General features: G+C 42.5%; 24 protein-coding genes. 11 read left to right on the plus strand and 13 right to left on the minus strand.

Annotated features, from left to right (window positions below; translation table 11 throughout):
- Positions 1-17 precede the first annotated feature (17 nt).
- The 8 genes from ACX17N_RS00090 to ACX17N_RS00125 are packed head-to-tail and all read right to left on the minus strand — an operon-like array spanning position 18 to position 6,496.
- Positions 18-542 (minus strand): cupin domain-containing protein, encoded by a 525-nt coding sequence (locus tag ACX17N_RS00090; protein ID WP_458890560.1) that lies wholly within the window; start codon positions 540-542, stop codon positions 18-20.
- Between the two features lie 26 nt (positions 543-568).
- On the minus strand, positions 569-1,798 hold the full coding sequence (locus ACX17N_RS00095; RefSeq protein ID WP_458890561.1) for an MFS transporter: 1,230 nt from the start codon (positions 1,796-1,798) through the stop codon (positions 569-571).
- A 43-nt stretch (positions 1,799-1,841) separates the two neighbouring features.
- The gene (locus ACX17N_RS00100; protein WP_458890562.1) at positions 1,842-3,053 is read right to left on the minus strand and encodes an NAD(P)/FAD-dependent oxidoreductase; all 1,212 of its coding nucleotides are present in this window, start codon (positions 3,051-3,053) and stop codon (positions 1,842-1,844) included.
- Positions 3,054-3,082: 29 nt separating this feature from the next.
- The gene (locus tag ACX17N_RS00105) at positions 3,083-4,009 is read right to left on the minus strand and encodes a VOC family protein (protein ID WP_458890563.1); all 927 of its coding nucleotides are present in this window, start codon (positions 4,007-4,009) and stop codon (positions 3,083-3,085) included.
- 12 nt (positions 4,010-4,021) lie between these two features.
- Complete coding sequence (locus ACX17N_RS00110) at positions 4,022-4,786, minus strand: SDR family oxidoreductase (protein WP_458890564.1); 765 nt, start codon at positions 4,784-4,786, stop codon at positions 4,022-4,024.
- A gap of 10 nt (positions 4,787-4,796) precedes the next feature.
- Positions 4,797-5,849 (minus strand): Rieske 2Fe-2S domain-containing protein, encoded by a 1,053-nt coding sequence (locus ACX17N_RS00115; protein WP_458890565.1) that lies wholly within the window; start codon positions 5,847-5,849, stop codon positions 4,797-4,799.
- 16 nt (positions 5,850-5,865) lie between these two features.
- The gene (locus tag ACX17N_RS00120) at positions 5,866-6,165 is read right to left on the minus strand and encodes a recombinase-like helix-turn-helix domain-containing protein (RefSeq protein WP_458890566.1); all 300 of its coding nucleotides are present in this window, start codon (positions 6,163-6,165) and stop codon (positions 5,866-5,868) included.
- 25 nt (positions 6,166-6,190) lie between these two features.
- Positions 6,191-6,496 (minus strand): non-heme iron oxygenase ferredoxin subunit, encoded by a 306-nt coding sequence (locus ACX17N_RS00125; protein WP_458890567.1) that lies wholly within the window; start codon positions 6,494-6,496, stop codon positions 6,191-6,193.
- Between the two features lie 275 nt (positions 6,497-6,771).
- Here ACX17N_RS00125 and ACX17N_RS00130 point away from each other — a divergent pair, with 275 nt between their 5' ends.
- Positions 6,772-7,584, plus strand: a complete 813-nt coding sequence (locus tag ACX17N_RS00130) for an IclR family transcriptional regulator (protein WP_458890568.1) — start codon at positions 6,772-6,774, stop codon at positions 7,582-7,584.
- A gap of 287 nt (positions 7,585-7,871) precedes the next feature.
- Here ACX17N_RS00130 and ACX17N_RS00135 read toward each other — a convergent pair whose 3' ends face one another.
- Both ACX17N_RS00135 and ACX17N_RS00140 read right to left on the minus strand, forming a co-directional pair.
- The gene (locus ACX17N_RS00135; protein WP_458890569.1) at positions 7,872-9,155 is read right to left on the minus strand and encodes an OprD family outer membrane porin; all 1,284 of its coding nucleotides are present in this window, start codon (positions 9,153-9,155) and stop codon (positions 7,872-7,874) included.
- 33 nt (positions 9,156-9,188) lie between these two features.
- Positions 9,189-10,535, minus strand: coding sequence for an MFS transporter (locus tag ACX17N_RS00140; protein ID WP_458890570.1), 1,347 nt, complete (start codon positions 10,533-10,535; stop codon positions 9,189-9,191).
- 505 nt (positions 10,536-11,040) lie between these two features.
- On the opposite strand from ACX17N_RS00140, the gene ACX17N_RS00145 reads away from it, so the two are divergent.
- Together ACX17N_RS00145 and ACX17N_RS00150 are read left to right on the plus strand one after the other, a co-directional pair.
- Positions 11,041-12,117 (plus strand): aromatic ring-hydroxylating dioxygenase subunit alpha, encoded by a 1,077-nt coding sequence (locus ACX17N_RS00145; protein WP_458890571.1) that lies wholly within the window; start codon positions 11,041-11,043, stop codon positions 12,115-12,117.
- 11 nt (positions 12,118-12,128) lie between these two features.
- Positions 12,129-13,073 (plus strand): PDR/VanB family oxidoreductase, encoded by a 945-nt coding sequence (locus ACX17N_RS00150; protein ID WP_458890572.1) that lies wholly within the window; start codon positions 12,129-12,131, stop codon positions 13,071-13,073.
- A 22-nt stretch (positions 13,074-13,095) separates the two neighbouring features.
- Here the strand turns inward: ACX17N_RS00150 and ACX17N_RS00155 are convergent, their stop codons facing one another.
- The 3 genes from ACX17N_RS00155 to mhpT all read right to left on the minus strand — a co-directional run bounded on the left by ACX17N_RS00155 (position 13,096) and on the right by mhpT (position 15,700).
- A complete protein-coding gene (locus ACX17N_RS00155) occupies positions 13,096-13,806 on the minus strand; it encodes a GntR family transcriptional regulator (RefSeq protein WP_458890573.1) in 711 nt (236 codons plus the stop codon).
- Between the two features lie 130 nt (positions 13,807-13,936).
- On the minus strand, positions 13,937-14,395 hold the full coding sequence (locus ACX17N_RS00160; protein WP_458890574.1) for a MarR family winged helix-turn-helix transcriptional regulator: 459 nt from the start codon (positions 14,393-14,395) through the stop codon (positions 13,937-13,939).
- 72 nt (positions 14,396-14,467) lie between these two features.
- Positions 14,468-15,700 (minus strand): 3-(3-hydroxy-phenyl)propionate transporter MhpT, encoded by a 1,233-nt coding sequence (gene mhpT, locus ACX17N_RS00165; RefSeq protein ID WP_458890575.1) that lies wholly within the window; start codon positions 15,698-15,700, stop codon positions 14,468-14,470.
- Between the two features lie 259 nt (positions 15,701-15,959).
- Here mhpT and ACX17N_RS00170 point away from each other — a divergent pair, with 259 nt between their 5' ends.
- The 8 genes from ACX17N_RS00170 (at position 15,960) to ACX17N_RS00205 (ending at position 25,735) form a co-directional block, all read left to right on the plus strand.
- Positions 15,960-16,793, plus strand: a complete 834-nt coding sequence (locus ACX17N_RS00170; protein WP_458890576.1) for a p-hydroxycinnamoyl CoA hydratase/lyase — start codon at positions 15,960-15,962, stop codon at positions 16,791-16,793.
- Positions 16,794-16,944: 151 nt separating this feature from the next.
- Positions 16,945-18,396, plus strand: coding sequence for an aldehyde dehydrogenase (locus ACX17N_RS00175; protein ID WP_458891100.1), 1,452 nt, complete (start codon positions 16,945-16,947; stop codon positions 18,394-18,396).
- A gap of 79 nt (positions 18,397-18,475) precedes the next feature.
- Positions 18,476-20,362, plus strand: a complete 1,887-nt coding sequence (locus ACX17N_RS00180; protein ID WP_458890577.1) for a feruloyl-CoA synthase — start codon at positions 18,476-18,478, stop codon at positions 20,360-20,362.
- 74 nt (positions 20,363-20,436) lie between these two features.
- Positions 20,437-21,576, plus strand: coding sequence for an acyl-CoA dehydrogenase family protein (locus ACX17N_RS00185; RefSeq protein ID WP_458890578.1), 1,140 nt, complete (start codon positions 20,437-20,439; stop codon positions 21,574-21,576).
- 78 nt (positions 21,577-21,654) lie between these two features.
- Entirely contained in the window at positions 21,655-22,908 is a 1,254-nt protein-coding gene (locus ACX17N_RS00190; protein WP_458890579.1) for an OprD family porin, read from the plus strand.
- Positions 22,909-22,960: 52 nt separating this feature from the next.
- Positions 22,961-23,497 (plus strand): DUF3237 domain-containing protein, encoded by a 537-nt coding sequence (locus ACX17N_RS00195; RefSeq protein ID WP_458890580.1) that lies wholly within the window; start codon positions 22,961-22,963, stop codon positions 23,495-23,497.
- Positions 23,498-23,551: 54 nt separating this feature from the next.
- Positions 23,552-23,944, plus strand: a complete 393-nt coding sequence (locus tag ACX17N_RS00200) for a PaaI family thioesterase (RefSeq protein ID WP_458890581.1) — start codon at positions 23,552-23,554, stop codon at positions 23,942-23,944.
- Positions 23,945-23,974: 30 nt separating this feature from the next.
- Entirely contained in the window at positions 23,975-25,735 is a 1,761-nt protein-coding gene (locus tag ACX17N_RS00205; RefSeq protein ID WP_458890582.1) for a tannase/feruloyl esterase family alpha/beta hydrolase, read from the plus strand.
- The last annotated feature ends 289 nt before the right edge of the window (positions 25,736-26,024 follow it).

The following is a 26,024-nucleotide window of genomic DNA, read 5'->3' on the forward strand; positions in this document are numbered from 1 at the left end:
TATTTCCCTGTCTTACATTAGTTGCGTTCAATCTGAGATAAAGGATGCTCAGGTGGATAGTTCGGAATTGTTGGTTTTCCAGCACCGAGCATCACGCACATCAAGGCATCTTCTTGTCCCGGATTAAACAAACCACGATAAATACCGGGCGGGATTGAAATCAGATCACGCTCTTTTAAACGCGTTTGAAACTTTTCACCGTTATGTTCGATGAACAGATCAATTTCGCCACGCAGCATAAAAAAGACTTCTTCTACATCATGGTGAATATGCAATGGACCTTCACACTGTGCGGGTAAAACCATGGTAGAGAATGTGAAATTTTCAGCTGGAACGGTATTACCATCCGCTACAACACCTGTTGCACCCGTCCCCATGTAGCGCATTTGCGCACGGCGATATTTCGGGTCGTAATCGGCTTGGAATTTCAACGCATCAAAGTCATATTTACGCGTCTCAAAACGTGCAATACGGGTATTCAGCCATTGTTCTAAGTTTGTGCCTTCCGGCTGATTCCATGTTTCAAATTGCTGAGAACTCATGTTTTTCACTCCTACTGAAAATCTTTTTAATAACGTTTAAGCAATGGGGTAAGGAAAAATGAACCTACAATTGCCACCACTGCTAAGAATGTGATACCGAGATTAAAGCTGCCTGTTTTCATTACAATCATGCCGATCAGCACTGGCGCAATCGCACTGGCAAAGTTCGCTAAGCCATTGAAAATGCCACCAGCTGTAGCGCCAACATCTGCTGTCGTTACTTTGGCTAAAAGAGCAAAGACTGCAGCTACACCAAATCCCCAAGAAAATGCACTGACCGACATTGACACGATAATCATGAATGGATTGGTCATAATCACCATGAAATAGAGAGAGATCCCTGCAACCAATAAACCAGTAAAGACCTGAATCGCACGCTTACCTAGTTTGTCGGAAAATAACGCTCCCAATACCTCACCGACCAACATGGCAATGAAAGGTAAACTTGAATAAAAGCCGAACTCTTTTAAATTGAAGCCCTTATCCTGAATCAGGTAAGACGGTACCCAGCTGTTCAGCCCCCACAAATAAGTCATCAGGGCAATATTGAAGAAGCAAACCAACCAGAACGATCCGTTTTTCAATAAACTTTTGGTGTTTTGTACATGACCTTGAAAGTTCACTCGTGTGCTGGCATCTTCCAGCTCAATCGTTTTACGCAGGGTCAAATTGCGTAGCCCAACCGAAACCAGAATCATGACAATGAGCGTCAAGCCCGCCATGACAAAAAATGTGCTGTGCCAGTCATGTTTAGCCAGTACTGCTGCCGTAATTGGGAAGCCTAAAAATGCACCTATCGGCGTTCCAAGCAAAAACATGGTTGAAGCACGTGCTTGCTGATGATCCGAATACGTCTGCTTGACGATGCTATAGGCCAAGGCAAAGAGTGGACCTTCGGCAATACCCAATAACACACGTAAAAACAACATGGTGCCGTAATGTGTAGTGAATCCCATAAACAACATGAGGATTCCCCATGATGTTACACTCCAAAACAGCATTTTCTTTGGGTTAAAAATATCGCCCAAAAAACTTAAAAAAACCGAGGAAAATCCGTAAGCCAAAAGAAAGCTTGTCATTAACCAGCCTAATTTTGCTTTATCTTGTGCAATCCCCATTGCATCTTGAAAGTGCGGGTCTGAAAACAATACAGCGATACTAATCTTGTCAAAGAACGCGAGTACCACACACGCCATTAATACAAAAGCAGGTATCCAATGCTTCAACCCCTTCTTTTCTTCTACATCGTTCAGCATATTTAACATTCCTTTGATCTGGCTCAACGTAGTGAAAAAAACGCTATGGTTTTAATTTCATGACATTAAACTCAGGGTTTTTAAGTTGTTCTGGATCTAAAACCGTTTGATTTTGAATCCAACGCTTAGCCAGTTTGACTAACTTGGAATCATTCACGGCGATCATATTAATGAGTCTGTTTTCTGCATCTAGGTACAAATAGCTCTTCTGGGTTGGACTGGTTTCTCGTACAACCAAACTGGACTGCAGCTTAGGTTGATATGTGCCCAAAATTTGAATATTGCAGTGATACTGATCCGACCATAACCAGGGAATATCGGCATATTCTGTGTCCATCCCTAACATGGATTTTGCAGCTGCAATGGCTTGATTTTGTGCATTTGCCCACGATTGAATGCAGTATCCCAATACTGGATGTGTCGCCACATCACCGGCTGCATAAATATCTTGATCGGATGTCTGTCCATAAGCATTCACGACAATGCCATCTCGAACTTCTAGACCCGCATCAGTTCCCAATTCTTTCGCAATTTCTGCACCAGCACCGACCACAACGCAATCAAATACTTGGCTTGGCTCTGGATAATTCAATACCTCTACGGTTTGATTGGACGCTTCAATTAAATGCAATTGCTGACTTTTTAAATGAATTTCAGTACCTGCCTCGCTATGTATCTGCTTTAAAAAATCAGAAACTTCTGGGCTAACACTTCGACCACTAAGACGCTCTGCATATTCATACACATGCACCGTTTTGCCTTGTTTACGTGCTGTCGAAGCGATTTCCAGACCAATCCAGCCACCGCCAATAATGGCGATCCTATGCGATTGTTCAATTTTGTCCGATAATCGTTGGCAATCTTGTACTCCGCGCAGCGTCATCACATTTGGAATATTGATCCAAGTCGCTACTGGAACGCGGGCACGACTACCTGTCGCAATCAGCAATTTGTCATAAGGCAAGATTTTCCCGCTTTCTAGAAAAACCTGTTTACTGTTACGGTCAATTCGTTTTGCCGAATCAGGTTTATGGAGTTCCAAATTAAATTCAGCAATTTGTTCTGCGGTAAATAAATTCAGGCTCTCATAACTGGCTTCTTTAGACAGAACTTGTTTTGACAAAGGCGGACGTTCATAAAAGATCTGATTTTCATCAGAAACCACATGAATTTCCCCAGAAAAGCCACTTTGACGTAAGGTATTTACGGCCCAACCTGCAGCTTGACCTGCTCCAACCACAACTATTCGTTCCATGTCATTCACCTTGCTATTGCCCTAAACCATTAGGCTTTATGTTGACGTCGGGTTTCATGATCCAATCCACCTTCAATTGCCCATTCGGTAAAGAGTTCAAGCGAATGCTCTTCAACACGTGGCGTCCAATCTTCAGTCAAATAATCATCATTGGTGTAGTATTCAAATGCGCCACCGAGTGGTGAATTGACATACCAGAAATAGGCAGAAGAAATTGGATGACGGCCTGGACCAATAAATGTCGACCAGTGCGAGCGGTTCATGTTTAAACCGCCACCAATCACTTCGTGAATATCACGCACTACAAAAGCGACATGGTTCAGTCCCGCGGGCTTATTCGGAATAGACAGCAAAAATAAATCGTGATGGAAACCTTCACCACGGCAACGCAAAAATGCCCCACGCTTGCGATATGCATCTGACAAATGAAAACCAAGCTTCTCTTTATAAAAAGCTTCAGTCGTTTCTAAATCTGGCGTAAAGAACACCACGTGACCAATCGCAACAGGCTCACCTTTGTCATACACAGGGCTTGCAGCATTAATCCGTTGAATATTGCCGTATTGATTAATTCCTTCGGTTTTCTTGTCAGGAAGTTCCTGCGTAATTGAACGCTGAAAAACGATAGTCATTCCATTCGGATCACGACATTGAATGTGATTATCCGCCTGAACAAATCCATCCACATCTTTGAGATTTTGTGCAAGCTGCTGTAAATCAGCATCATTTTCCACTCCCCACGTCACTTCACGTAGAGTTGAACCAGCCTCAATCGCTGGGGGCAAACGGTCATCCCCCATATCAAACACATAGATTTTGCTACCATTTTGGGTATGGAAAAGTTCCGTATTTTCTATATCTGAGTGTGTTTGAGACAAGCCAAAGTCCGATAAAAATTTAATCGCATCCGCTTTATCTTCTACACCAAATTTTAGAATTTCTATTCCTGTGATCATCTTCATTATTCCTTAGTTAAAGACAAAACCACCATTGACGGGAATGTTTTGACCTGTCACAAATGACGCAAGATCAGATAGCAAATATAAAGCTGTGCCATTTAAATCTTGGGGGTGTTGCTGCCTTTGAATAGCTCGACCTGTCACATACAACTGATGACGTGCTGCAGGCACATACTCTGTAGCCTCTACCAAGGTCAAACCCGGTGAAAGCGTATTCACACAGATATTAAATTCACCCAATTCACGTGCCATAGAACGTGTCATGGCAATGATGGCACCCTTACTGGCGACATAAGCCATTAACTTGGGCGCACCCCAAAGTGCTGTATCTGAAGCAACATTCACGATCTTTCCAGCAGCCGATGCTTTTAAATAAGGGGTACAGGCTTTCACCATCAACCATGTACCCTTCACATTGACGGCCATGACCCGATCCCATAAATCAGGGTCATATTCGGTTAAGTCTTTGCCACCAACACCTGTTGCCAATGCTGCACAGTTCACCAGACCATCTATCCCGCCCAGTTGGTCCTGTGCAAATTCCACTGCAGATATAATTGAATCTGCATTGGCTAAATCCAGTGAAACCGCATGAACTGAAAAACCTTGCTGCTTGAGTTTCGTGGCCTCAGCTGTGACTAAATCCAATAAAATATCGGCCATGACAACTTGCGCACCCGCTTGGGCAATTGCTTCGGCAAAAGCCAAGCCCAAACCTCGTGCCGCGCCCGTTACAAGGATTTTCTTTCCGTGCAGTAATGCATGACTGGTCATATGACAATCCTTATGGTGTATCTGGCAGTGAAGATGTATCTAAAACCGCAATTTTCTTTAATTGCTTTTCAGCTTCTTTCTTCATTAGTCGACGCAAACGTGCCAAGCCCACATCGTGCTGATATAAGAATTCTTTTTCTTTTGCATTCGGCGCGAGGTTTTCCAAAATAATGCGATCTTGCTCAAGTACATCCCAATGCAATTTTTCTAGATGATTACGATATAAGAAACGCCATACATTACGCTGCCAGCCACTAACCTTGCGGCAACGCCAGAAAAACACGCGAGTGTTATTGGCATCAATTGGTGTCGCAAAACCGATAATCCAGAATTCACCACCCGGGCCAAACTGCTTACGATAAGGGATGGATAAGCGCAACCAGCTTGCACCAGTATTGGCATATTCCACCCAGTCGAAGTTCACACCTGTTTGGCCTTCTTTCTCAAAGATAAAACCATGCTCAGTAGTGCGATGCTTCATTTCAGCAGTACGCTCACCTTCAGCCATAGAATGCGAAGTACAATGTAAATAGGTGCCGTGCATAGGGTCCATGACATTGTCGATAGCGTATTGATGATTCACTTTCCAATCCGCCTGACACAAAAATGCACTCCATTCTTCATTCGCCAACTGTTCAGGAAACTCCAATGCTTTGGGTGCTTCATTCGGATCAATGCCAAACCACAGGAAAATTGCCCCATGCTGCTCAATCACAGGATAATTCTTTAAACATTTTGTCCCGGTCATTGGACATTCATGTACTGCGGGTACATCTGCAACTACACCATCACCTCGAACTTCTACCCCGTGATACCAACATGCAATGCGATCTCCCAGATTCCATCCCAATGAAAGACGTGCACCACGGTGCGGACAACGGTCTTCAAGTGCATGAATTTGACCGTCAGCATCACGCCAAACCACAATATTTTCGCCCAAACGGGTAATTCCTACTGGATTAGCTGCTACTTCCCAACTGGCTAAAACAGGATGCCATTGATCACGAAGACCAAGTGCCAAATATTCGTCAGTAGATTGTGTAATAGATACAACTGCGTTCATGATTTCTGTCCTTAGATCAATAGCCCAAACGTTGCATTTCTTCTGTAAAAGAATCAGCAGTCCATTTTTCACCAGCTTCAGAACGGAAACCTTGCTGGTTCAAGGCATCAACTACTTCCTCTAATGCCGTCGCGCCATTTGTGAATGCGTTCATTAATTGGCTCACAAAGTCTTGCTCATAAACCGTTGGCTCTTTGTAGCGTGTTTGCCAAACCAACAACTCTGAATGACCAGGAATCTGAATATTATTAATTCCTGCATCCGTTGCTGGCGTCGCATGAATCCAGCTGGCGAGCTTTTCGTTAAACGTTTTCATCACTCTTCTCCTCCCTTCCTTAGATTTAAAGTTGTATCTGAATTTCCTGCCCATCGACACGGACAGGGTAAGTACTTAAATGACGGCAGCCTGGGCCACTAATTAGTTCACCAGTCGTAATGTCAAAAATTGCTTCATGTAAAGGGCATTCAACTGTCTGATCTTCAATAAATCCTTCCGTGAGCAAGGCGTAGGCATGCGGGCAAATGTTTTCAATCGCAAAATAATGATCATTAATCACAAATACACCGATTTTCTTGTCATTCACATCCACTGCTTTAGGTTCATCTTCAGAGACATCTTCTATGCCGCAAACTGAAATCCAATTCATTCTCCGAGTCCTCTATTTTGTTTTATATACAAAACATTGATTTATTTTCAAAACATACAGCAAGAATAATACTCTTGACGTTTTTATGTCAATAAATTTAAGACGATATAATTCAATAACTTAATAAAATTTAGATATTTTGTTATGTTTTTTAATGTAAATATTGTTTTGTATATAAACGTTGTTTTATGCCATTTTTAACTTTAGAATAGACCCAAAATAAAGCAATATGCACTAACTTAAACCCCTATTTTTTATGCAGGAAATTTAATCAAATGAGTGAAATTAACGAAGAAGATATACACGAGTCTGACAGTGCAAAAAATGATGAAAGGTACTTAGTACCAGGCCTTGTACGGGGGTTAGCAATTTTGCAAGCGTTTAATCACGAAGCTCAAGAAATGACCATTTCAGAAATTGCTGAAATTATAGATGTGAACCGTTCTAGTGCATTTCGACTCATTTATACGCTCGAGTCATGCGGCTATTTGAGAAAAGCATCACAAAAAACTTATGCGCTAGATTCAAAAGTAATGGAGCTCGGTTTTAATAGTTTATCCAAGCTTTCCCTGCTGGATTTATCTACACCACTGATGAAAGAATTACGCGATCAAACCAAAATCGCAGTTCATTTATCTATTTTGGAAGGCACACATATTGTTTTTGTAAATAATGTTCAAGCCAGTGGGCCATTTACCAGCACTATTACTTTGGGCACTCGATGGCCTGCGCATGCTACCGTTATCGGACAATTATTATTATCCAACTTGGCAGAGACAGAAGTTCGAAATCGCTATCGAAAATTTAATGAATGGGATACTTTTTCAGAGTTAACACCACAAAACTTAAAAGACTTACTTCAACGACTAAACTACGTCAAAACTCAAGATTCTATGGTGAGTTGGGGCCACTATAATCAAGATATGGCGGCGTGTGCTGCACCGATTTATCGTCAATCAACAAAAGAAATGGTTGCTGTTTTGTCAGTGAGTTGTCCAATTACGACCTATGATGAGCAAACATTTAAAACAAACATCGCTCAACAAGTTATAGAAACTGCAGATAAAATTTCAAAATTTATTTATTAAAATATAGTGTATTTAGAACAAGGCAAAGGACTGCCTTACTTCTATCTTAGCTTGTTGAGCATCAATTTTTTTAAACGCACCCTGTTTTTTTCAAAATAAAAAATAACCCCATGCATCAGAATAGGTTTGATTTCGACCCTTCGGCATATTTATCTGAGAGTTATATTGCTGAATAAGAACTTCCGAACAGCTTTTTGCAACAAAGCTCTTTACCATTTTAAAAGCCGATGCTTCAAACTATGAAACATCGGCTTAAACAGGATTCAGGTTAATTATGAAAAATCCTATTAAAATTTAAAACTATAATCCACATTAATACGCGTTTCATTTGCTGAATGGAAAGTCATATTGGTCGGCATATCATTTCGATAATGAGAAAAACGTGTTCTAAGCCCCAAACCTTTTAAACTCCCTTCAGGTACACGATAGCCTAGCTCAAACTCTAAAGATTCTTCTTCAAAACGTCGTTCACCATATGTTAATAAATCAATATCATCACCTTTAGCATAGCGCGTCATAAAACGTAGACCATTTAAAGAAGTATCGCCTAAACGGACATTCTTAAAATCATAGTCATAACGTAAGGAAATCACTTTTTCATCTTTGTTTGAATAATCCGAACTCATAAAATCTAAAACAACTGGACTTTCAGCACCGGATAAAAATGGCAAACCGGTATTGCCAAAGGACTGCATATAACCAACGGATAATGTATGCCCCTGTAAATTGAGGCCCCAAAGCCCACTAAAGTGTCGGTTATCCACAGCACCGATTTTTTTATTTCCAGCATCATCACTATTAAAAAAGCGAACATCCGTTAAAAAGTTGTACTGATCTGAAATAGGCTGCTTAACATTCAGACCCAGAAATTGCTGTTGGTAAATATCCTGTAGTTCAGCATGGTACATACGGACTCGATAGGCATCACTGAGCTGATAAGCTCCCCCAAGTGTATAGAAATGATCGGTTGTTGCAGCCCGATCAAAGCGATGATTTATATTATCAATACCAACATCGGTATAGCGAATCGAATCGCGTTGACGGACTTTATCGACATAAAACCCTTCCAATTGCAGTTTAGGAATTTCATTCGAAACCACTCTTACACCACGATAAGTTTGTGGGAATAAACGTGCTGGCGAAGAAAAAATTGTGGGCAGTTGCGGAACGAGATCACCCATAAAAAGTTCATTTTTACTTACTTTAACCTTACCAGTTAGGCCAATTTTCCCATAATAATCATCTCTAGAATTATCTGAATTGACGGGTAATAAACCTGTACGTGCGTAATCATCTGCCTTACTTCCTAACAAGTTAAATCCAGCCATCGCAAGGACATCCACACCAAATCCTACTGCACCATCTGTATAGCCAGACTGCCCTTTAAATATGAGTCCCTGAGCCCAGTCTCGAGCAGCCGTATAGCGATAAGGATCATTTTTATAATCCCGATCAAAATAGAAGTTTCGTAATGTGATTTCAGCCTGACTATCTGCAACGAATTGCGCATGTGCCATATTTGCAAAAATTGGGCACAAGCAGATCCCCATCCATAAAGATGTCTTTTTCATTTTTGTCTCAACTTTTATTTTTTAAACAGATACTTAGATCGATGTATTTAAAGAGTAATTTTCACTCTTTTGATGTCGATAAACGGCCTTACCCAAGATTAAAATCAGGAAAATTGCCAAGACAAATACAATGCTGTAGTAAACATAAAGATGTTGCGGCGACATCCCTTGATCCAAAAATAGACCTGCTATCGTTGGGGATAAAATGGCTCCAATACGCCCAAATCCAATCGCATAGCCAACGCCACGACTTCTAATATCTGCCTCATAAATCGTAGGTGAAATTGAATAGAGTCCTGCAACACAACCGTTAATAAGTGTACCCAGCAATAAACCAACCAACAGCGCAATACTCACTTGTGATGAAACTGCGACAAATAAGAAAATACAGAGTGCGGTTAAACCCAAGAACAAACTGAGGGCATGGAAAATTTTAATCCGCGATGCCAAAAGCCCAATAATTGCTGCACCAAAAATTCCCCCAATACTGATTAAAATTCCTGTGCTTACCCCTTGATCTTGCGACATTCCCATTGCAATTAAGATTTTTGGTGTCCAGCTCATTACAAAGTAAAAACCAAACATGACCAAGAAAAATGCAAACCATAAACACAAGGTTTGAAAACCCTGATGACCACGAAATAGTTTGGCAACATCCCCCCCTTTTTGCGGTTCTACTTGTGCATATTGTGGCAGTACGTCTAAATGCTGTAACTGCATACGCTCTAGAATTACATTGGTATTGTCCAACGCACGCGCTGGCTTTTTGGCCAACAAATAATCGAGTGATTCTGGTAATAACCATAAAGCAAAAGCAAACATGACAAGGGTTGTAACACCACCTGCCAAGAAAACAGAACGCCACCCTAAATGCTCAATTAAAACAAAAGTTAGCACGCCTCCCAAAGTTGCTCCAATACCATAACCTGTTGACATCAAACTGACGGCTAGACTTCTCCAACGTGCGTTTGCATATTCACTTGCCAACACGTTACTACTCGCCAAGATTCCACCGACCCCAATACCAGTAATAAATCGCAGTGCAGCCAGCATCGTATGATTTTGCACAATCGCACATGCAGACATACTCAAGCCTGCAATAATCAAACAAATTAGAATTAAGAAACGACGACCAATTTTATCGGCTAATGGGGCTAAAAAAATTGAACCTGCTGCCATGCCAAATAAACCTGCACTAAGCAATATCCCTATTTGTGCACCAGATAAACTCCATTCAGCCGATACAGAAGGCGCAGTGAATGCCATCACCATGACATCAAAGCCATCAATTACATTCAAAAATATACAAATCAGAATCACGAACCATTGGTAACGGCTCATTTTATTATTGTTAATCTCGTCTAAAACATTTCTTTCCATTGTGTATCTCCCAATTAGGTATGGAAATACACACGACCATGTGAAAACACATCATTGGGTGATTATGCATATCCATATCCATAATTGCCTAGAAGGGATAATTAAGAATTAAAGTGATCCTGTACACAGATCATTTTGATGAAGCATCCTGCTCTTTTTCCATACTGTATAAATGGATCCAAAAAATCAACAAATTTGTTAGAATTTTTATAGGTAGATTTAAAATACAAATTAATAATATTAATATTCATATATTTACAAAAAATAAATCAGCTAGATCCTACCTAAACAATGATAACAAAAAACAATATGGATCCACTAAGAAAGCAATTCCAAAATCTCTCAACCCCAAACAAATGGATCCAGAAAAACAACACCACGACTTCACAAACCCATTAAAAAGAACAAATAACCACTCATTTTATCTATAAATACCCTCAATGTATTTGACAAAACTACAAAACAAACATAAATTGGATCCAATAATTGACAAGGAGTCATCATAATGTTCATTAAAAATGCATGGTATGTGGCATGCCGACCAGAAGAAATCCAAGATAAGCCTCTAGGTCGTACCATCTGCGGTGAAAAAATTGTGTTTTATCGTGCGAAAGAAAATCGAGTTGCAGCTGTAGAAGACTTTTGTCCGCATCGTGGCGCTCCGCTATCTTTAGGCTATGTCGAAGATGGCAATTTAGTCTGCGGTTATCATGGACTGGTCATGGGCTGTGAAGGGAAAACCATTTCTATGCCAGCTCAACGTGTCAGTGGATTTCCATGCAATAAAGCATATGCCGTCATCGAAAAATTTGGGTTTGTATGGGTCTGGCCTGGTGAAAAAAGCCTTGCGGATGAATCCAAACTCCCAGTTTTAGAGTGGGCAGATCATCCTGAGTGGAGTTATGGCGGTGGTTTGTTCCACATTCATTGTGATTATCGACTCATGATTGACAATCTCATGGACTTAACCCATGAAACCTATGTGCATGCTAGTAGTATCGGACAAAAAGAAATTGATGAATCGCTGCCAATCACCAAAGTGGATGGCGATCATGTCATTACCGAACGCTATATGGAAAACGTTACTGCCCCACCATTTTGGCAAATGGCACTCCGCGGGAATCATTTGGCAGACCAAGTGCCTGTAGATCGTTGGCAGCGCTGTCATTTTTTTGCACCAAGTAATGTGCATATTGAAGTTGGGGTTGCACATGCCGGACATGGCGGTTATGACGCCCCTAAAGATAAGAAAGTCGCTGCTATCGTGGTTGATTTTATTACCCCTGAAACAGAAACATCACATTGGTATTTCTGGGGCATGGCACGTAATTTCCAGCCTGAAAATACCGAACTCACCGATCAAATTCGTGAAGGACAAGGCAAAATCTTCACCGAAGATTTGGAAATGCTAGAACAGCAACAACAAAATATTCTCAACAATCCACAGCGCAAATTACTCATGTTAAATATTGATGCGGGGGGCGTTCAATCCCGCAAGATTATTGACCGCTTATTGAATGAAGAAAAATCGTCATCGGTCACATCCGAAGTCGCTAAATTTCCAAATATTCACATCATTTAAAGGGAATTAACATGGACGTTATCATTAGTAAAATTCACCAACTCACCCCTTCCATCCGTGCCTTTGAGTTAATTTCAGCATCGGGTGCCGCGTTACCTCGCTTCGAAGCAGGTGCGCATATTGATGTTTTTCTCAAAAATGGCTTAACTCGACAGTATTCACTATCGAATTGTTGCAGCGAACAACATCGCTATGTCATTGGTGTGCTGCAGGATGAAAACTCACGCGGCGGTTCACGCTGCATGCATAAAGACTATCAAACAGGTGATGTGTTAAGCATTGGACAACCGCGTAATTTATTTGCCCTACATGAAAATACGAAAACAGCCCTGCTATTTGCTGGTGGAATTGGCATTACCCCGATTCTCTCAATGGCGTATCGCTTAAAGGAACAGCATATTCCTTTTGAATTACATTATTTTGTGCGCACCCATGAAATGATCGCCTTTTATGGCAATTTGACCACGCATTTTGCTGAACAGATTCACTTTCATATTCAGGATCAGGAGGAAACCCAATGTGATATGCAAACTGTGCTGCAAGACCCACAGCCAGAGAAACACCTTTATGTTTGTGGGCCCACAGGCTTTATGCAGTTTGTCATGCAGTCAGCCGAAACCGCAGGATGGCACGCAGAACAACGGCATCAAGAGCATTTTGTAGCACAGCAAAGCAAGCAGGAAAATAATGAAATGTTTACGGTAGAAATTGCGGGTACGGGACGTCGGATTGAAATCCATCCAGAACAGACCGTGACACAAGCGCTGCTAGAACATGGTTTTGATGTGCCCGTGTCTTGCGAACAAGGCATTTGCGGGACCTGTATCACTCGTGTCATTTCAGGTACGCCTGACCATCGGGATGTCTTTATGACCGAACAAGAGCGGGCTTTAAATAATCAATTCACCCCTTGCTGCTCTCGGGCCAAATCCAAACATTTGGTGATCCAACTATAAGCTCTCTCGCCAGACTCCCTCGCTAAACTGAAGCTGTGGGAGTCGATAATGCTGTTTCACTCATGATTTGTTTAACAGTTTCTCCCAGTAAAGCCACGCTGCTATGCTCTCGCATTAAGCTTTCTGCACGCCCAGATTGTCCTTGCAGTAAGGCTTCATAGATTGAGCAATGCTGCAAATGCGCATAATGCAAGCGACGATATTCGGAGAGTGCACGAGATTCATCATAGGTAATGGCTTGAACGGAAGCCATTGGCAACTGATTATTTTTTGAAAGTGCCTGAATTAACGCAATATTTTGCGCACCTTGAATAATCGTATCATGAAAAATAACGTTAAACTCATGGTAACGTGTCAACTCTTCATCGCCAAATTCGGTATGCTCTGCAAACAGTTGTTCTATTTGTTCAATACAGTTTTTTAAAGTCTGCTGTTGTTGTTCCGATAAGCCTTGCTCGGCTAAAGTCTTCGCGGCCAAACCTTCGAGTACGCCACGCACTTCTAAGGCATCATTCACCAATTTATTAGAGATTTCTCGAACGGTGTAACCCCGGGTAGGGTTTTTTAGTAATAAGCCTTCTTGTTCTAATAAGCGAAAGGCCATCCGTATAGGCTGACGTGAAACCCCCAACAACTCTGCTGTCGGAATTTCCGCAATACGACTGCCCCCTTCGAGTTCCCCCGAAAAAATCATTTTTCTTAATTTAATTAAAACTTGCTGTCCTGAAGACATCCTAGCCACACTGAATGAAATATTTTAAATTGATGCTACCCAATTCATTCAGGTTGTGACAATAGTTTTTTGTAGAAGAACATACTTAAGCAGCAATAGCGTGACATTGGGCATGATCTAAACCATGGGATTATTCTCCAGATTTTAAATTGTTCACCATAATGTCTAAATTGTTTCGAATCAAATAAGCCAGATTTATATCTATGCCTTGCAACATTTTCTGTTCGAGTGCTTCTACCACTTTATTGCACTCAGCCAGTTTCATTAAGCCTAAATCCGTGACTGTCACCAAAATTCGGCGGCCGTGAGTCGGATCTGGTTTTTTTTCAATCCATTGATTACTTTGCAAATCCTGCAAAATAATATTGGCAGATTGTGGTTTCATAAATGAACGCTCGGCCAACTTGGCATTCGACAAATTACTTTTAGATGCCAATACGGATAATGCGGTAAATTGTGGCAGCGTAATATCCAAAGCTTTCAAATGCTCGGTTAAATACTTGCTAACAACTCGGTCTAGACGGGCGATGGTATAACTTAATCGTGGACCATCTGCTATTTTTTTATCAATTGAACTTGTGCTTACCATAATTCTTAATCATCAAAAACCAATGAAAGAAGCATGAGAAGAAACGCTCACACTTCTTTCAATTTAAACTATTTAACGAGCGGTCGTGCTTTGTATTAACTGTACAGGCTGTTTAGGTTTTCTGACAAGCATCAGTGCTGAAATTGCTGCAATCAAAATTACAGGAATACTCGAACCAATCACAATGGTCGCGCTTTTACCAATCGACAGTAAGAACCCTGCCAATAGTGGACCTGCAAACGAACCAATACGACCAATTGCTACTGCTGCTCCAACACCTGTGCCGCGCATTTCAGTTGGATAATACATGGCGGCTAAACCATACAAGGCTGACTGTCCACCGACAATAAATAAGCCACAGCCTACTGCTGACAAAGCCAATAACGCCACTGTCGGTGAAAAAGACAGACAGCAAAGTGACAGCAAAATACCCATATAGATAAATTTAATCACGAAACTCATGCGCATTTTATCCAGCATCATGCCCATCAGTATGGAGCCAAACATACCGCCCACGTTATATCCCATTTGAATATAATTCGCTTCTAATTTCGAAAGTCCTTGAGCTCCCATTAATAGTGGTAACCAATTCAGCAAGAAATATAAAACCACTAAAGTACAGAAGAAACTGATCCAAATCTGAATGGTCGACATGCGGCGATCTTTAGAAAACAGCACCTGCATAAATGGCGTAGTCTGCTGGTTTTGAGTTTTCCGATCCAAGTAATCACTCGATTCTGGCAAAGACTTCAAGAGCAATGGAATGAGTAAAATTGGTGCAATACCCCCGACATAAAAAATATGTCGCCATTCACTATCCCCAACCAGAAGCATAGCAACAACTGAAGTTAGCAACCCACCAAATGGGATACCACTGTACATAATACTCACAGCTGTGCCTTTACGGTCAGATGCAACCGACTCAGAAGCCAGCGTAATCATCATTGGTAATGCCCCGCCCATGCCTAGTCCCGTTAGAAAACGAATCAACAACATTAAATGATAATCTCCCGCAAAAGCAGTCAGCAAAGACATAATGCCGAATAACAATATACTGAAAATTAATACTTTTTTACGCCCAACAATATCTGCGAGTCTGCCACCGATAATCGCTCCAGGTAGGGTGCCGATAATGGCCGCACTAAAAGCCCATGCCATCTGAGCATTATCCAACATAAATTCTGCACGCATACGAGGCGCTGCAACGCCCATGGATTGAAGATCAAAACCTTCAAAAATTGCGATCGCAAAACATAGCAATAAAGTGATTTTTGTCCTTGTCGAAGGATGTCGCACTTTTTCCATAACTGAATCCTTATTCTGCCTGATATTTCCATTACATCTTGTTGTTTTGTGCTGTTCTGTGAACACCCCTAAAATATCAGTTAGACTGATTAAAAAATCAATAGTATTTTTTATTTTTTTAATAAACATATAATTTTAACTATACATTTCATTCACTTAAAAAATAAATTAGAAATTTTCCAAAAAACACTTGAATGTAAGTTTAACTGATATTAGATTGTGTAAAGAACAAACAGACTGTCATTCAAGGAGAAAGCACATGACATATGATAAGCGTTGGGAAACCGTAGATGTACAAGTTGAAAATGGCATTGCATGGGTAACATTCAACCGTCCAGAAAAGAAAAATGCCATGAGCCCGACATTAAATCGGGAAATGATTGAAGTCCTCGAAACTTTAGAGCTTGATCAAAATGCTCGTGTACTTGTCTTGACGGGTGCAGGTGATTCTTGGACCGCAGGGATGGATTTAAAGGAATATTTCCGAGAGGTCGATACCCAACCTGAAATCTTCCAAGAACGTATTCGTCGTGATTCTTGCCGTTGGCAGTGGCAGTTGTTACGTATGTATTCAAAACCAACCATTGCCATGGTCAATGGCTGGTGTTTTGGTGGCGGTTTCTCTCCTTTAGTGGCGTGTGATCTCGCCATAGCGGCAGATGAAGCAACCTTTGGTTTATCTGAAATTAACTGGGGGATTCCTCCTGGCAATTTAGTCAGCAAAGCAATGGCGGATACAGTTGGACATCGTACCTCCCTGTATTACATCATGACTGGCAAAACCTTTAGCGGTAAAGAAGCTGAAAATATGGGCTTGATTAATAAGAGTGTCCCTTTAGCAGATTTAAAAGCGGAAGTGACCGAATTGGCCAACATTCTGCTTGAGAAAAATCCAGTGGTGTTACGTACCGCGAAAAATGGCTTTAAGCGTTGCCGTGAATTAACTTGGGATCAAAATGAAGACTACTTATATGCCAAACTCGATCAATGTATCCATCGCGATACCGAAGGTGGTCGTCAAGAAGGCTTAAAACAGTTTTTAGATGAAAAATCGATTAAACCAGGTTTACAAAGCTACAAACGTACTGGTTAATGATTAAATTTTAGATGGTTATGTAAGGATACAACCCATGCACAATGTACAGTCACTTAGACATGATGAATCTGTAGAAAGCACCGATGATAATGCTCGTGCTGAGCCGCACTTGACTCTAGTTGAGTCTGTGCGAAATCGCGCCACGCCATTGAATCAAGTTCAGTTGCTGATTCATGGTCAGTCAGTCGATGCTTCCAATCACGCGACTTTTGAGCGAATCAGTCCGATTGATGGTCAAGTTGCCAGCATTGCAGCTGCCGCAACCGTAGCCGATGTCGATCGTGCCATTGAATCCGCGGCTCAAGCGTTTCAAGCGTGGTCGAAACTTTCTCCGACTGAACGTCGCTTGCGCTTGTTAAAAGCCGCCGACCTCATGGATCAAAACACTGAGCAATTCATTCAAATTGGCATGCGTGAAACAGGTTCAACAGCGACATGGTATGGGTTCAATGTCCACTTAGCTGCCAATATGTTACGTGAAGCCGCAGCCATGACCACGCAAATGGATGGCAGCCTGATTCCCTCTGATGTACCCGGCAATATGGCAATGGGCATACGTGTGCCTTGCGGTGTCGTGGTCGGCATTGCTCCGTGGAATGCGCCGATTATTTTGGCTACCCGTGCTTTGGCCATGCCACTCGCATGTGGGAATACCGTGGTGCTCAAGGCTTCCGAAGCTTGCCCTGCTACCCAGCGCTTAATTGGTCAAGTGCTGCATGAAGCAGGCTTAGGAGAGGGTGTCGTCAATGTGATTACCCATGCCGCCGAAGACGCACCGCAAATTGTCGAGCGTTTAATTTCTCACCCTGCTGTGAAACGTATAAATTTTACAGGTTCAACCAAAGTTGGCAAAATTATTGCGGAAACAGCAGCGAAATATTTAAAGCCTGTGCTGCTAGAACTGGGTGGAAAAGCCCCTGTGGTGGTATTGAATGAGGCCGACGTGAATGAAGCGGTCAATGCAGTTGCCTTTGGTGCCTTCTTTAATCAAGGACAAATCTGTATGTCTACCGAGCGTGTGCTGGTACAGGAAGATATTGCAGATCAATTCATTCACAAACTGGTTGAAAAAACACGTACGATTCGTGCGGGCAATCCAAGCACGCAACAATATGCGCTGGGTGTTTTAGAAAGTACTCGTGCTGCGCAGCGTATTCAACATTTACTACAAGATGCGCAAAGCAAAGGGGCTGACTTGCCTCTGGGGATTCAAATTGAAGCAACCACGATGCAACCGACTTTGGTGTTGAATATCCAAGCTGATATGGCATTGTATCGCGAAGAATCTTTTGGTCCTGTTTGCACGGTGCAGCGTTTTGGCAGCCTTGAAGAAGGCATTGCCCTCGCCAATGACAGTGAGTTTGGATTATCCGCTGCCGTATTTAGTCAGAATATTGCGCAGGCACTGGATGTGGCGAAACAGATTGATTCAGGGATCTGTCACATTAACGGCGCCACGGTACATGACGAAGCTCAAATGCCTTTTGGCGGGACTAAATCTAGTGGTTATGGACGTTTTGGCAGCAAAGCCTCCATTGCTGAATTTACCGAATTACGTTGGATCACCATTCAAACCCAAGCTCGCCACTATCCAATTTAAGCGTGGATCTGGCATACAGACTAAATATAAATTGCATGAAGCAAAATACAATTAAGCGCAGTGATGCGCTTTCCATGGAGTGAAAACAATGCAAATGAATGCCACTCAATCACAAGATCGCGAAAGATTCGTCAAGCTTGGGCGTCATGATATTGATTATGTGTATCAAGATCAGATCTTGTATCTTCAACCCAAAGAACAACTGAAGAATTACCCGCAAAAATTGACTGATCGTCTGATTCATTTTGCACAAACCAAACCTGAACACATTTTTGCAGCGAAACGCAATGCACAAGGTGAATGGATCAAACTCAATTATGCCGAAACTTTACAGCGCGCTTGGCATATTGCTCAGGCGCTTCATAATCGCAATCTGAGTGAACAACACCCTTTAATCATTTTATCGGGAAATGATCTAGAACATTTAACCCTTTCCATGGCGGCAATGCTGGCGGGTGTTCCCTTTTCTGCCATTTCCCCTGCTTATTCCTTAGTTTCTCAAGATTTTGGCAAATTAAAACATGTGTTTGAAGTACTGACTCCGGGCATGGTCTATGCCAGTGATGGGCGAGCTTTTGCCAAGGCCATTGCAGCATGTGCCCCTGCCCACATTGAAGTTGTGACCAATAAAGGCATTATTGGGGATCATAGTTGCACGGCGTTCCAAGAACTTTTAGATACGCCGGTCACCAATGTCCAAGAACATTATTCAACTTTAGATGAACATCAAATTGCCAAATTTTTATTTACCTCTGGCTCCACCAAAATGCCAAAGGCTGTGCCGACAACCCACTTAATGTTATCGGTGAATCAGCAGATGCTGCTCCAAACCTTTCCCGAGTTTGAAGAAACACCGCCTGTTTTACTGGATTGGTTGTCTTGGCATCATACTTTTGGGGGCAGTCATAATGTTGGAATTGCCTTATATAACGGCGGTACCATTTATATTGACGATGGCAAACCTGTGGCAGGCAAGTTTGATGAAACTATTCGGAATTTAAAAGAAATTTCCCCAACGGTGTATTTAAATGTACCTAAAGGCTGGGAAGAACTGACCGACGCCCTAGAGAAAGATGCCGAACTAAGGGAACGTTTCTTTGCAAAAGTGAAAATTCTGTTTTTCGCAGGAGCAGCCTTATCCGAAGCTGGTTGGAACCGGCTAGATCGCATTGCACAACAACACTGTGGAGAAAAAATCCGTATTATGAGTGGGCTCGGCATGACCGAAACCGCACCCTCTTGTGCTTTTACCACAGGCCCACGCGTCATGGCGGGTTTTATTGGCTACCCGGCTCCAGGATGTGAAATTAAATTGGTGCCATATGGCGACAAACTGGAATTTTGTGTGCGTGGCAAACACGTCATGAAAGGTTACTGGCGTTTAAGTGCCGATCAGCAGAGTCCTGTGTTTGATGAAGAAGGCTTTTTCCATACGGGCGATGCTGTGCGTTTGGTCGATGAACAGGATCCAACTCAAGGGCTGATGTACGATGGCCGGATTGCTGAAGACTTTAAATTAAATACAGGTACTTTTGTCAATGTTGGCACCTTACGAAATAAAGTACTGATTCAAGGCAATTTGCTGATTCAGGATGTCTGCATTACAGGCTCAAACCTGAATGCGATTGGCTTTCTGATTTTCCCTAAACTAGATGCCTGTGCCGATTATGCGGGATTTTCTTTATCAGAGCATAGTGCTGAAGAAATTTTGAAACATCCGAAAATTCAGCAATGGTTCCGTCAATTCTTGATGCACTACAACAAAGATGCGACAGGTAGTTCCAATCGCGTTTCCATGCTTTACCTACAAACTGAAGCACCACAACTGGATGCAGGCGAAGTCACGGATAAAGGCAATCTTAATCAAAGCAATATCCTCAAACGACGCGCCAATCGAATTGAAGAGTTGTATCAGAAACAATCTGATAATGCCCTGATCATTCGGATTCCAACGCTTAACAACTAATCCATTGAAATCACAGTAAAAAAGCTCAGCTAACCTTGGGCTTTACCCTGACTTTTGCCAAAAAAAGGTGAAGTATGCAACACGATACCGAATTTGAACTGTTTAGAGATAACTATCGACGCTTCCTCAAAGAATATGTCGCTCCCCATTATGAGCAATGGGAAGAAGATGGCTTGATTCCGCGAAGTGTGTGGAAGCAACTCGGTGAAAATGGCTTTTTATGCGTGGATGTGCCTGAAGAATATGGCGGTTATGGTGCCCCTGTACATTATTCCCTGATGCTCGTACAGGAAACTGCGCAAGCTGGTTTTACCTCCTTGGCCGTCGCGATTGGTGGACAGAACGAACTGGTCTCGCCCTATCTGCAAAATATTGGCACGGAAGAACAAAAAAAATATTGGCTCCCGAAAATGGTGACGGGTGAGGTCGTAACGGCCATTGCCATGACTGAAGCCAATGCAGGCTCAGACTTACAAGCCATTCGCACTCAAGCGATTTTAAAGGATGAGCATTATATCGTAGATGGATCAAAAACCTTTATTTCCAATGGTCTGCATGCCGACTTAATTATTTTGGTGGCCAAAACCGACCCAGAAGCACGCGCCAAAGGGATTTCATTATTACTGGTAGATGCCAATTTAAAAGGGGTCGAAAAAGGCAGATCATTGAAAAAAATCGGCCTACATGCCCAAGACACCGCAGAGCTTTTTTTTGATCAAGTCCAAGTTCCCAAATCCCAACTTTTAGGAGATGAAGGCAAAGGCTTTTCTTATTTAATGCAAGAATTGCCACGCGAACGCTTGAGCATTTCCATGATGGCACTCGGTTCGATGTTTGGCGCCATACAACTCACCAAAGATTATGTATTAGAACGCAAGGCCTTTGGGCAACCACTCAGCCAAATGCAAAATACCCGTTTTGTGCTCGCCAATACCCAAATTAAAGCCAAAGCTGCGCAGGCTTTTGTGCATGAATGTGCCGAGCAATACCATCAGGACCAATTAACAGTCAGTCATGTCGCTGCATTGAAATGCTTTATTACCGACACGCAATGCGAAGTCGTAGACCAATTGCTGCAACTGTTTGGTGGTTACGGTTATATGCAGGAATACCCAATCTCGCGCTTTTTTGTCGATGCTCGAGTACAAAAAATTTATGGCGGCACCAACGAAATTATGAAGGAAATCGTGGCGCGCGAACTGCTTGGAAAATAATTCGAAATTACAGACATCAAAGGCAGATCATTTATCTGCCTGTTTTAAAACAACAATGATATTTCAGGAAGAAATGCAATGAAATCTAAACTATGGATGTACTCTACCCTCATGCTTTCCGGCACGGCTTTCGCAGGCGGCTTTATTGATAACAGCACGGTCGACTTAACCACACGAAATTTCTATTTTGATCGTGACTATCAGGAAGTATCCAAATATCCCGCAGCGAAAGATTGGACCCAAGGTTTCATTTTCAGAGCCAATTCAGGTTATACCGAAGGCACCGTAGGCTTTGGACTCGACCTTTTGGCCACCGCAGGTTTTAAATTGGATGCCAGTGCAGACTATGCAGGTACGGGTAACTTACCACGTGATCCTGTCACCAATGAACCTGCTTCCAGTTATGGACAAATCGGAATCACAGGCAAATCTAAAATCAGTAAAACCGAGTTAAAAGTCGGTACGCTTAGACCGATGAATCCCGTATTGGTCGCATCACCAGCGCGACTTTTACCGCAAACCTATCGCGGGATTTCACTAGACTCGAAGGACATTCCAAATCTGGATTTTCAATCGGCTTATATTGATCAGGTCAATCAACGCGATTCAACCAACTGGGAAAACCTGCGGATTTCAGCGGTCAATGGTCGCTTTAAAAGCGCTGATACCGATCAACTGTATTATCTCGGGGGCAACTATCAACTCATTCCAAGCACCAAACTGACCAGCTTTTATATGGATGTACAAGACCTGTATAACCAGTCCATGTTTGGTGTTAGCTATAATCACAAATTCAATGACAGCAACAATTTTAGCTCACAATTACGTTACTACCGCAGTCGTGAAGACGGGCAAGCCAAAGCAGGTTTGGTGGATAACGATCTGATTCATGGTTACTTCGAGCTCAAGCATCAAAATCACAAGTTTATTCTTGCCACTTTCCATCATATGGGTGACACCGCTTTTCCATACTTAACAGGGGGGGAAACGGGGCTCTTAATCGACACTTGGCCAGCGGAATTTTTGAATGCCAAAGAGCATGTCTATAGCTTCCGTTACGAATATGATTTTAAAAACTATGTGCCCGGTTTACGCTTTATGACCCGCTATACCACTGGGGACAATATCTATGCACCCAATTTGGGGGGTGACAATTTAAAAGAACATGAAACCGATTTTGATCTTGGCTATACCGTGCAAAAAGGCATCTTCAAAAATCTTGGATTACGCGCGCGTTATGCCATGTATGACAACAACATGCTGTCTAGCGCCAACATCAAACCTTCCAACGAAACCCGTATCAATATCGACTACACCTGGAAATTTAAATAATGCTGACTGAGGTTTTGCTGCTGCCGAACCTCTTTTTATTGAGATCAATATCATGAAAAAAATACTCAGCCTCGGCTTTGGCTTGAGCTTACTCAGCCTGACGCATGCGGAAACTCAATACCATCCACCCACCCCGCATTTAGAACCTTTGGCGCAATTTAACGTAGATTTAAATGCGCCAGTTTGGGAACTCGGCACCACCAGTGATGGGGGAAAACGCCGAATTATTCCAATTACAGGGGGCAGCTTTCAAGGTAAACAACTTAAGGGACGCATTCTCAATAACGGTGCCGATTGGCAGATTGTGGACAGTCAAGGACTGGCGATTATTGATACCCGTTATCTACTAGAAACGGAAGATGGCGCTTTAATTTATTTACAAACCAAGGGCTACAGGCATGGTTCAAGCGAAGTTTTAAAGCAACTGGCTCAGGGCGAAGATGTCGACCCGAACAAATACTATTTCAAAATTACCATGCAGTTTGAAACCAGCTCCCCCAAATATGCATGGTTGAATCAAACCGTTGCTGTCGGCAGTGCCATGCGTCTAGGCAAAGCCGTTATTTATGATGCTTATACGCTGCAATAAGTATCGAAGCTCTATCTATCTTTTAGTCATCTTCCGAAAAATGGATCTTTCATTATGACCCTAAGCACTTTAGCAACATTGCCCCCCATCCACCATCTTCTTGGGGGACACAACATTCAATGGCATGCAGAACAACTGGAACTCGAAATTAGCTATATGGCTTTAGACAGTTTTACCAATCCACGCGGCACCGTCGAAGGTGGCATGCTCTGTGCCATGCTAGATGATGTGATGGGCTTATTTGCCTTTATTGTCAATGGGCAAAAACCCGCAACGAGCATCAACCTAAGCACGGATTTTCTACACCCCTGCCACGTCGGTATCGTCAACACCAAGTGCCGCTTTATCAAGCAAGGCAAGACCATTTTAAATATCGAAAGTGAAGCTTGGCAAAACCATAAACGGATTGCGAGAAGTACTGCCAATTTTATGGTGCTCTCAGATTAAAGTTTAAACAATAAAAATGGATTTTGAACAATGAAAAAACGATTTGCGCCGAGAGATTGGTCTAAGCCTTTGAGCATGCTTGCTTTATGTATCAGTCTGGCGGCCTGTGGCGACAATAGTGAAAATAACGCCAATGTAACCAGCCAAGTTAAGCCACAGATTCCACAACTCACACCTGCGGTTGGAACAACATTAAAAGGGGCTTGTAGCGATTTAACAGGATTCCAATTTGCCAACACCAGTATTACTTCTGCAACCCTAAAAGCAGCGGGCAGCCTCCAAATCGCGGGGCAAGACATTGCAGCACATTGCTTAGTGACAGGCTATATGTATCCACGCACCAGCCCGATTGATGGACAAACCTATCAAATTGGTTTTGAAATGCGTTTACCGCTCGATTGGAATGGGCGCTTTCTCTATCAAGGCAATGGTGGTACTGATGGCAATATCGCAACAGCAACAGGTCAAGTCGGAAGTGGCGGCCCCTTAAGCAACGCTTTACATGATGGTTTTGCAGTGATTTCTTCTGATGCAGGACACAATGCCACACAAAATCCACTCTTTGGACTGGATCCTCAAGCGCGGATAGATTACGGTTATGGTGCCATCAGCAAGCTCACGCCTATGGCGAAAAATTTAATTCAAGCTGCGTATGGGAAACAGCCTGATCGTTCTTATGCAGGTGGAACATCCAATGGTGGACGACATGCCATGATGGCGGCGACACGTTTGGGCGATCAGTATGACGGCATTCTCGCCAGCACGCCTGGTTTTCATCTCCCTCGTGCAGCAGCCGCGCAACTCTATACCGCACAACAATTACGTCGTGTTGCCAGCGATGAAAACGATTTAAGTACGGCCCTCACCCTATCTGAACGCAAGGTTCTGGCTCAATCCATTTTAAATCAATGTGATGCTTTGGATGGTATAGCGGATGGCTTAGTTCAAGATGTAGAAGCTTGTCGCACAGCCTTTGATATCCATCGCGATGTTCCCGTTTGTGCTAGCACACGAGATGGAAACTGTCTGTCTACAGATCAAATTGATGTACTGGCGAATATTTATCGCGGTCCCGTGAACTCAAAGGGTGAAGCCTTATATGCCACGCAACCTTTTGACCCGGGGCTATTGGGCAGCAACTGGGCCAGTTGGAAATTTGAATCTTCGGTCGGCACCGCACGTGACCCTGTGGCTGTGGGAATCATTTTTCAAGTTCCCCCAAATCCCGAGGTCATGCTTAATTCGCGTCAGTTTGCTTTCAATTTTAACTTTGATACAGACTATCCGAAATTATCGGCCAGCAATGCAACCTATCAAGAAAGCGCCATGTCTTTTATGCTTCCTCCAGATGAATTAAATCTGGATAAACTCCAACAACATGGCGGCAAAATGATTGTTGTCCAAGGAACTGCCGATGGAGTATTCTCGGTCGATGATACACAGCATTGGTATGATCAATTACTACAGCAATATCAAAATAATGCCTATGCTACTGCTCCGAGTTTTGTCCGTTTTTTCAGAGTCCCGGGCATGAACCATTCTCGTGGCGGGATTGCAACCGATCAATTTGATGCGCTTACAGCATTAGTCAATTGGGTCGAATATGGTCAAGCGCCTGACCGTATTGTGGCATCTGCTCGCGGTGTCGGAAATGCCAGCGGTGTCATCAATACTGAGCTGCCTGCAGATTGGTCAGCTAACCGAACCCGTCCACTTTGCCCGTATCCATTGATTGCCCGCTATAAGGGTCAAGGGGATAGTGAAGCCGCTGAGAATTTTAGCTGTCAATAGCCAAGTTAAATTTGAAAAGAAAGAGCTTAAATTAAGCTCTTTTTTTATGGCTACTGACTCCCCTGTATAGCCACCCAATCGCTAGCCAGTCAGATTTAGCGCCATGTGATTTTTAAAGCTTGCATTCAACCATCATCCCTCCTATTTGAGTCTGGCGGATAATTTGGTTATCTAAGAATCTTGCCTCTATATTCAAAATGTAAATAAAGATATGAATTTATATTCGAATACATAAATTAAGCTTTTCAATATACTTCAACACATATTATTTTTTATCAATCTATATTCT

Source organism: Acinetobacter sp. GXMZU3951, from assembly GCF_054457875.1.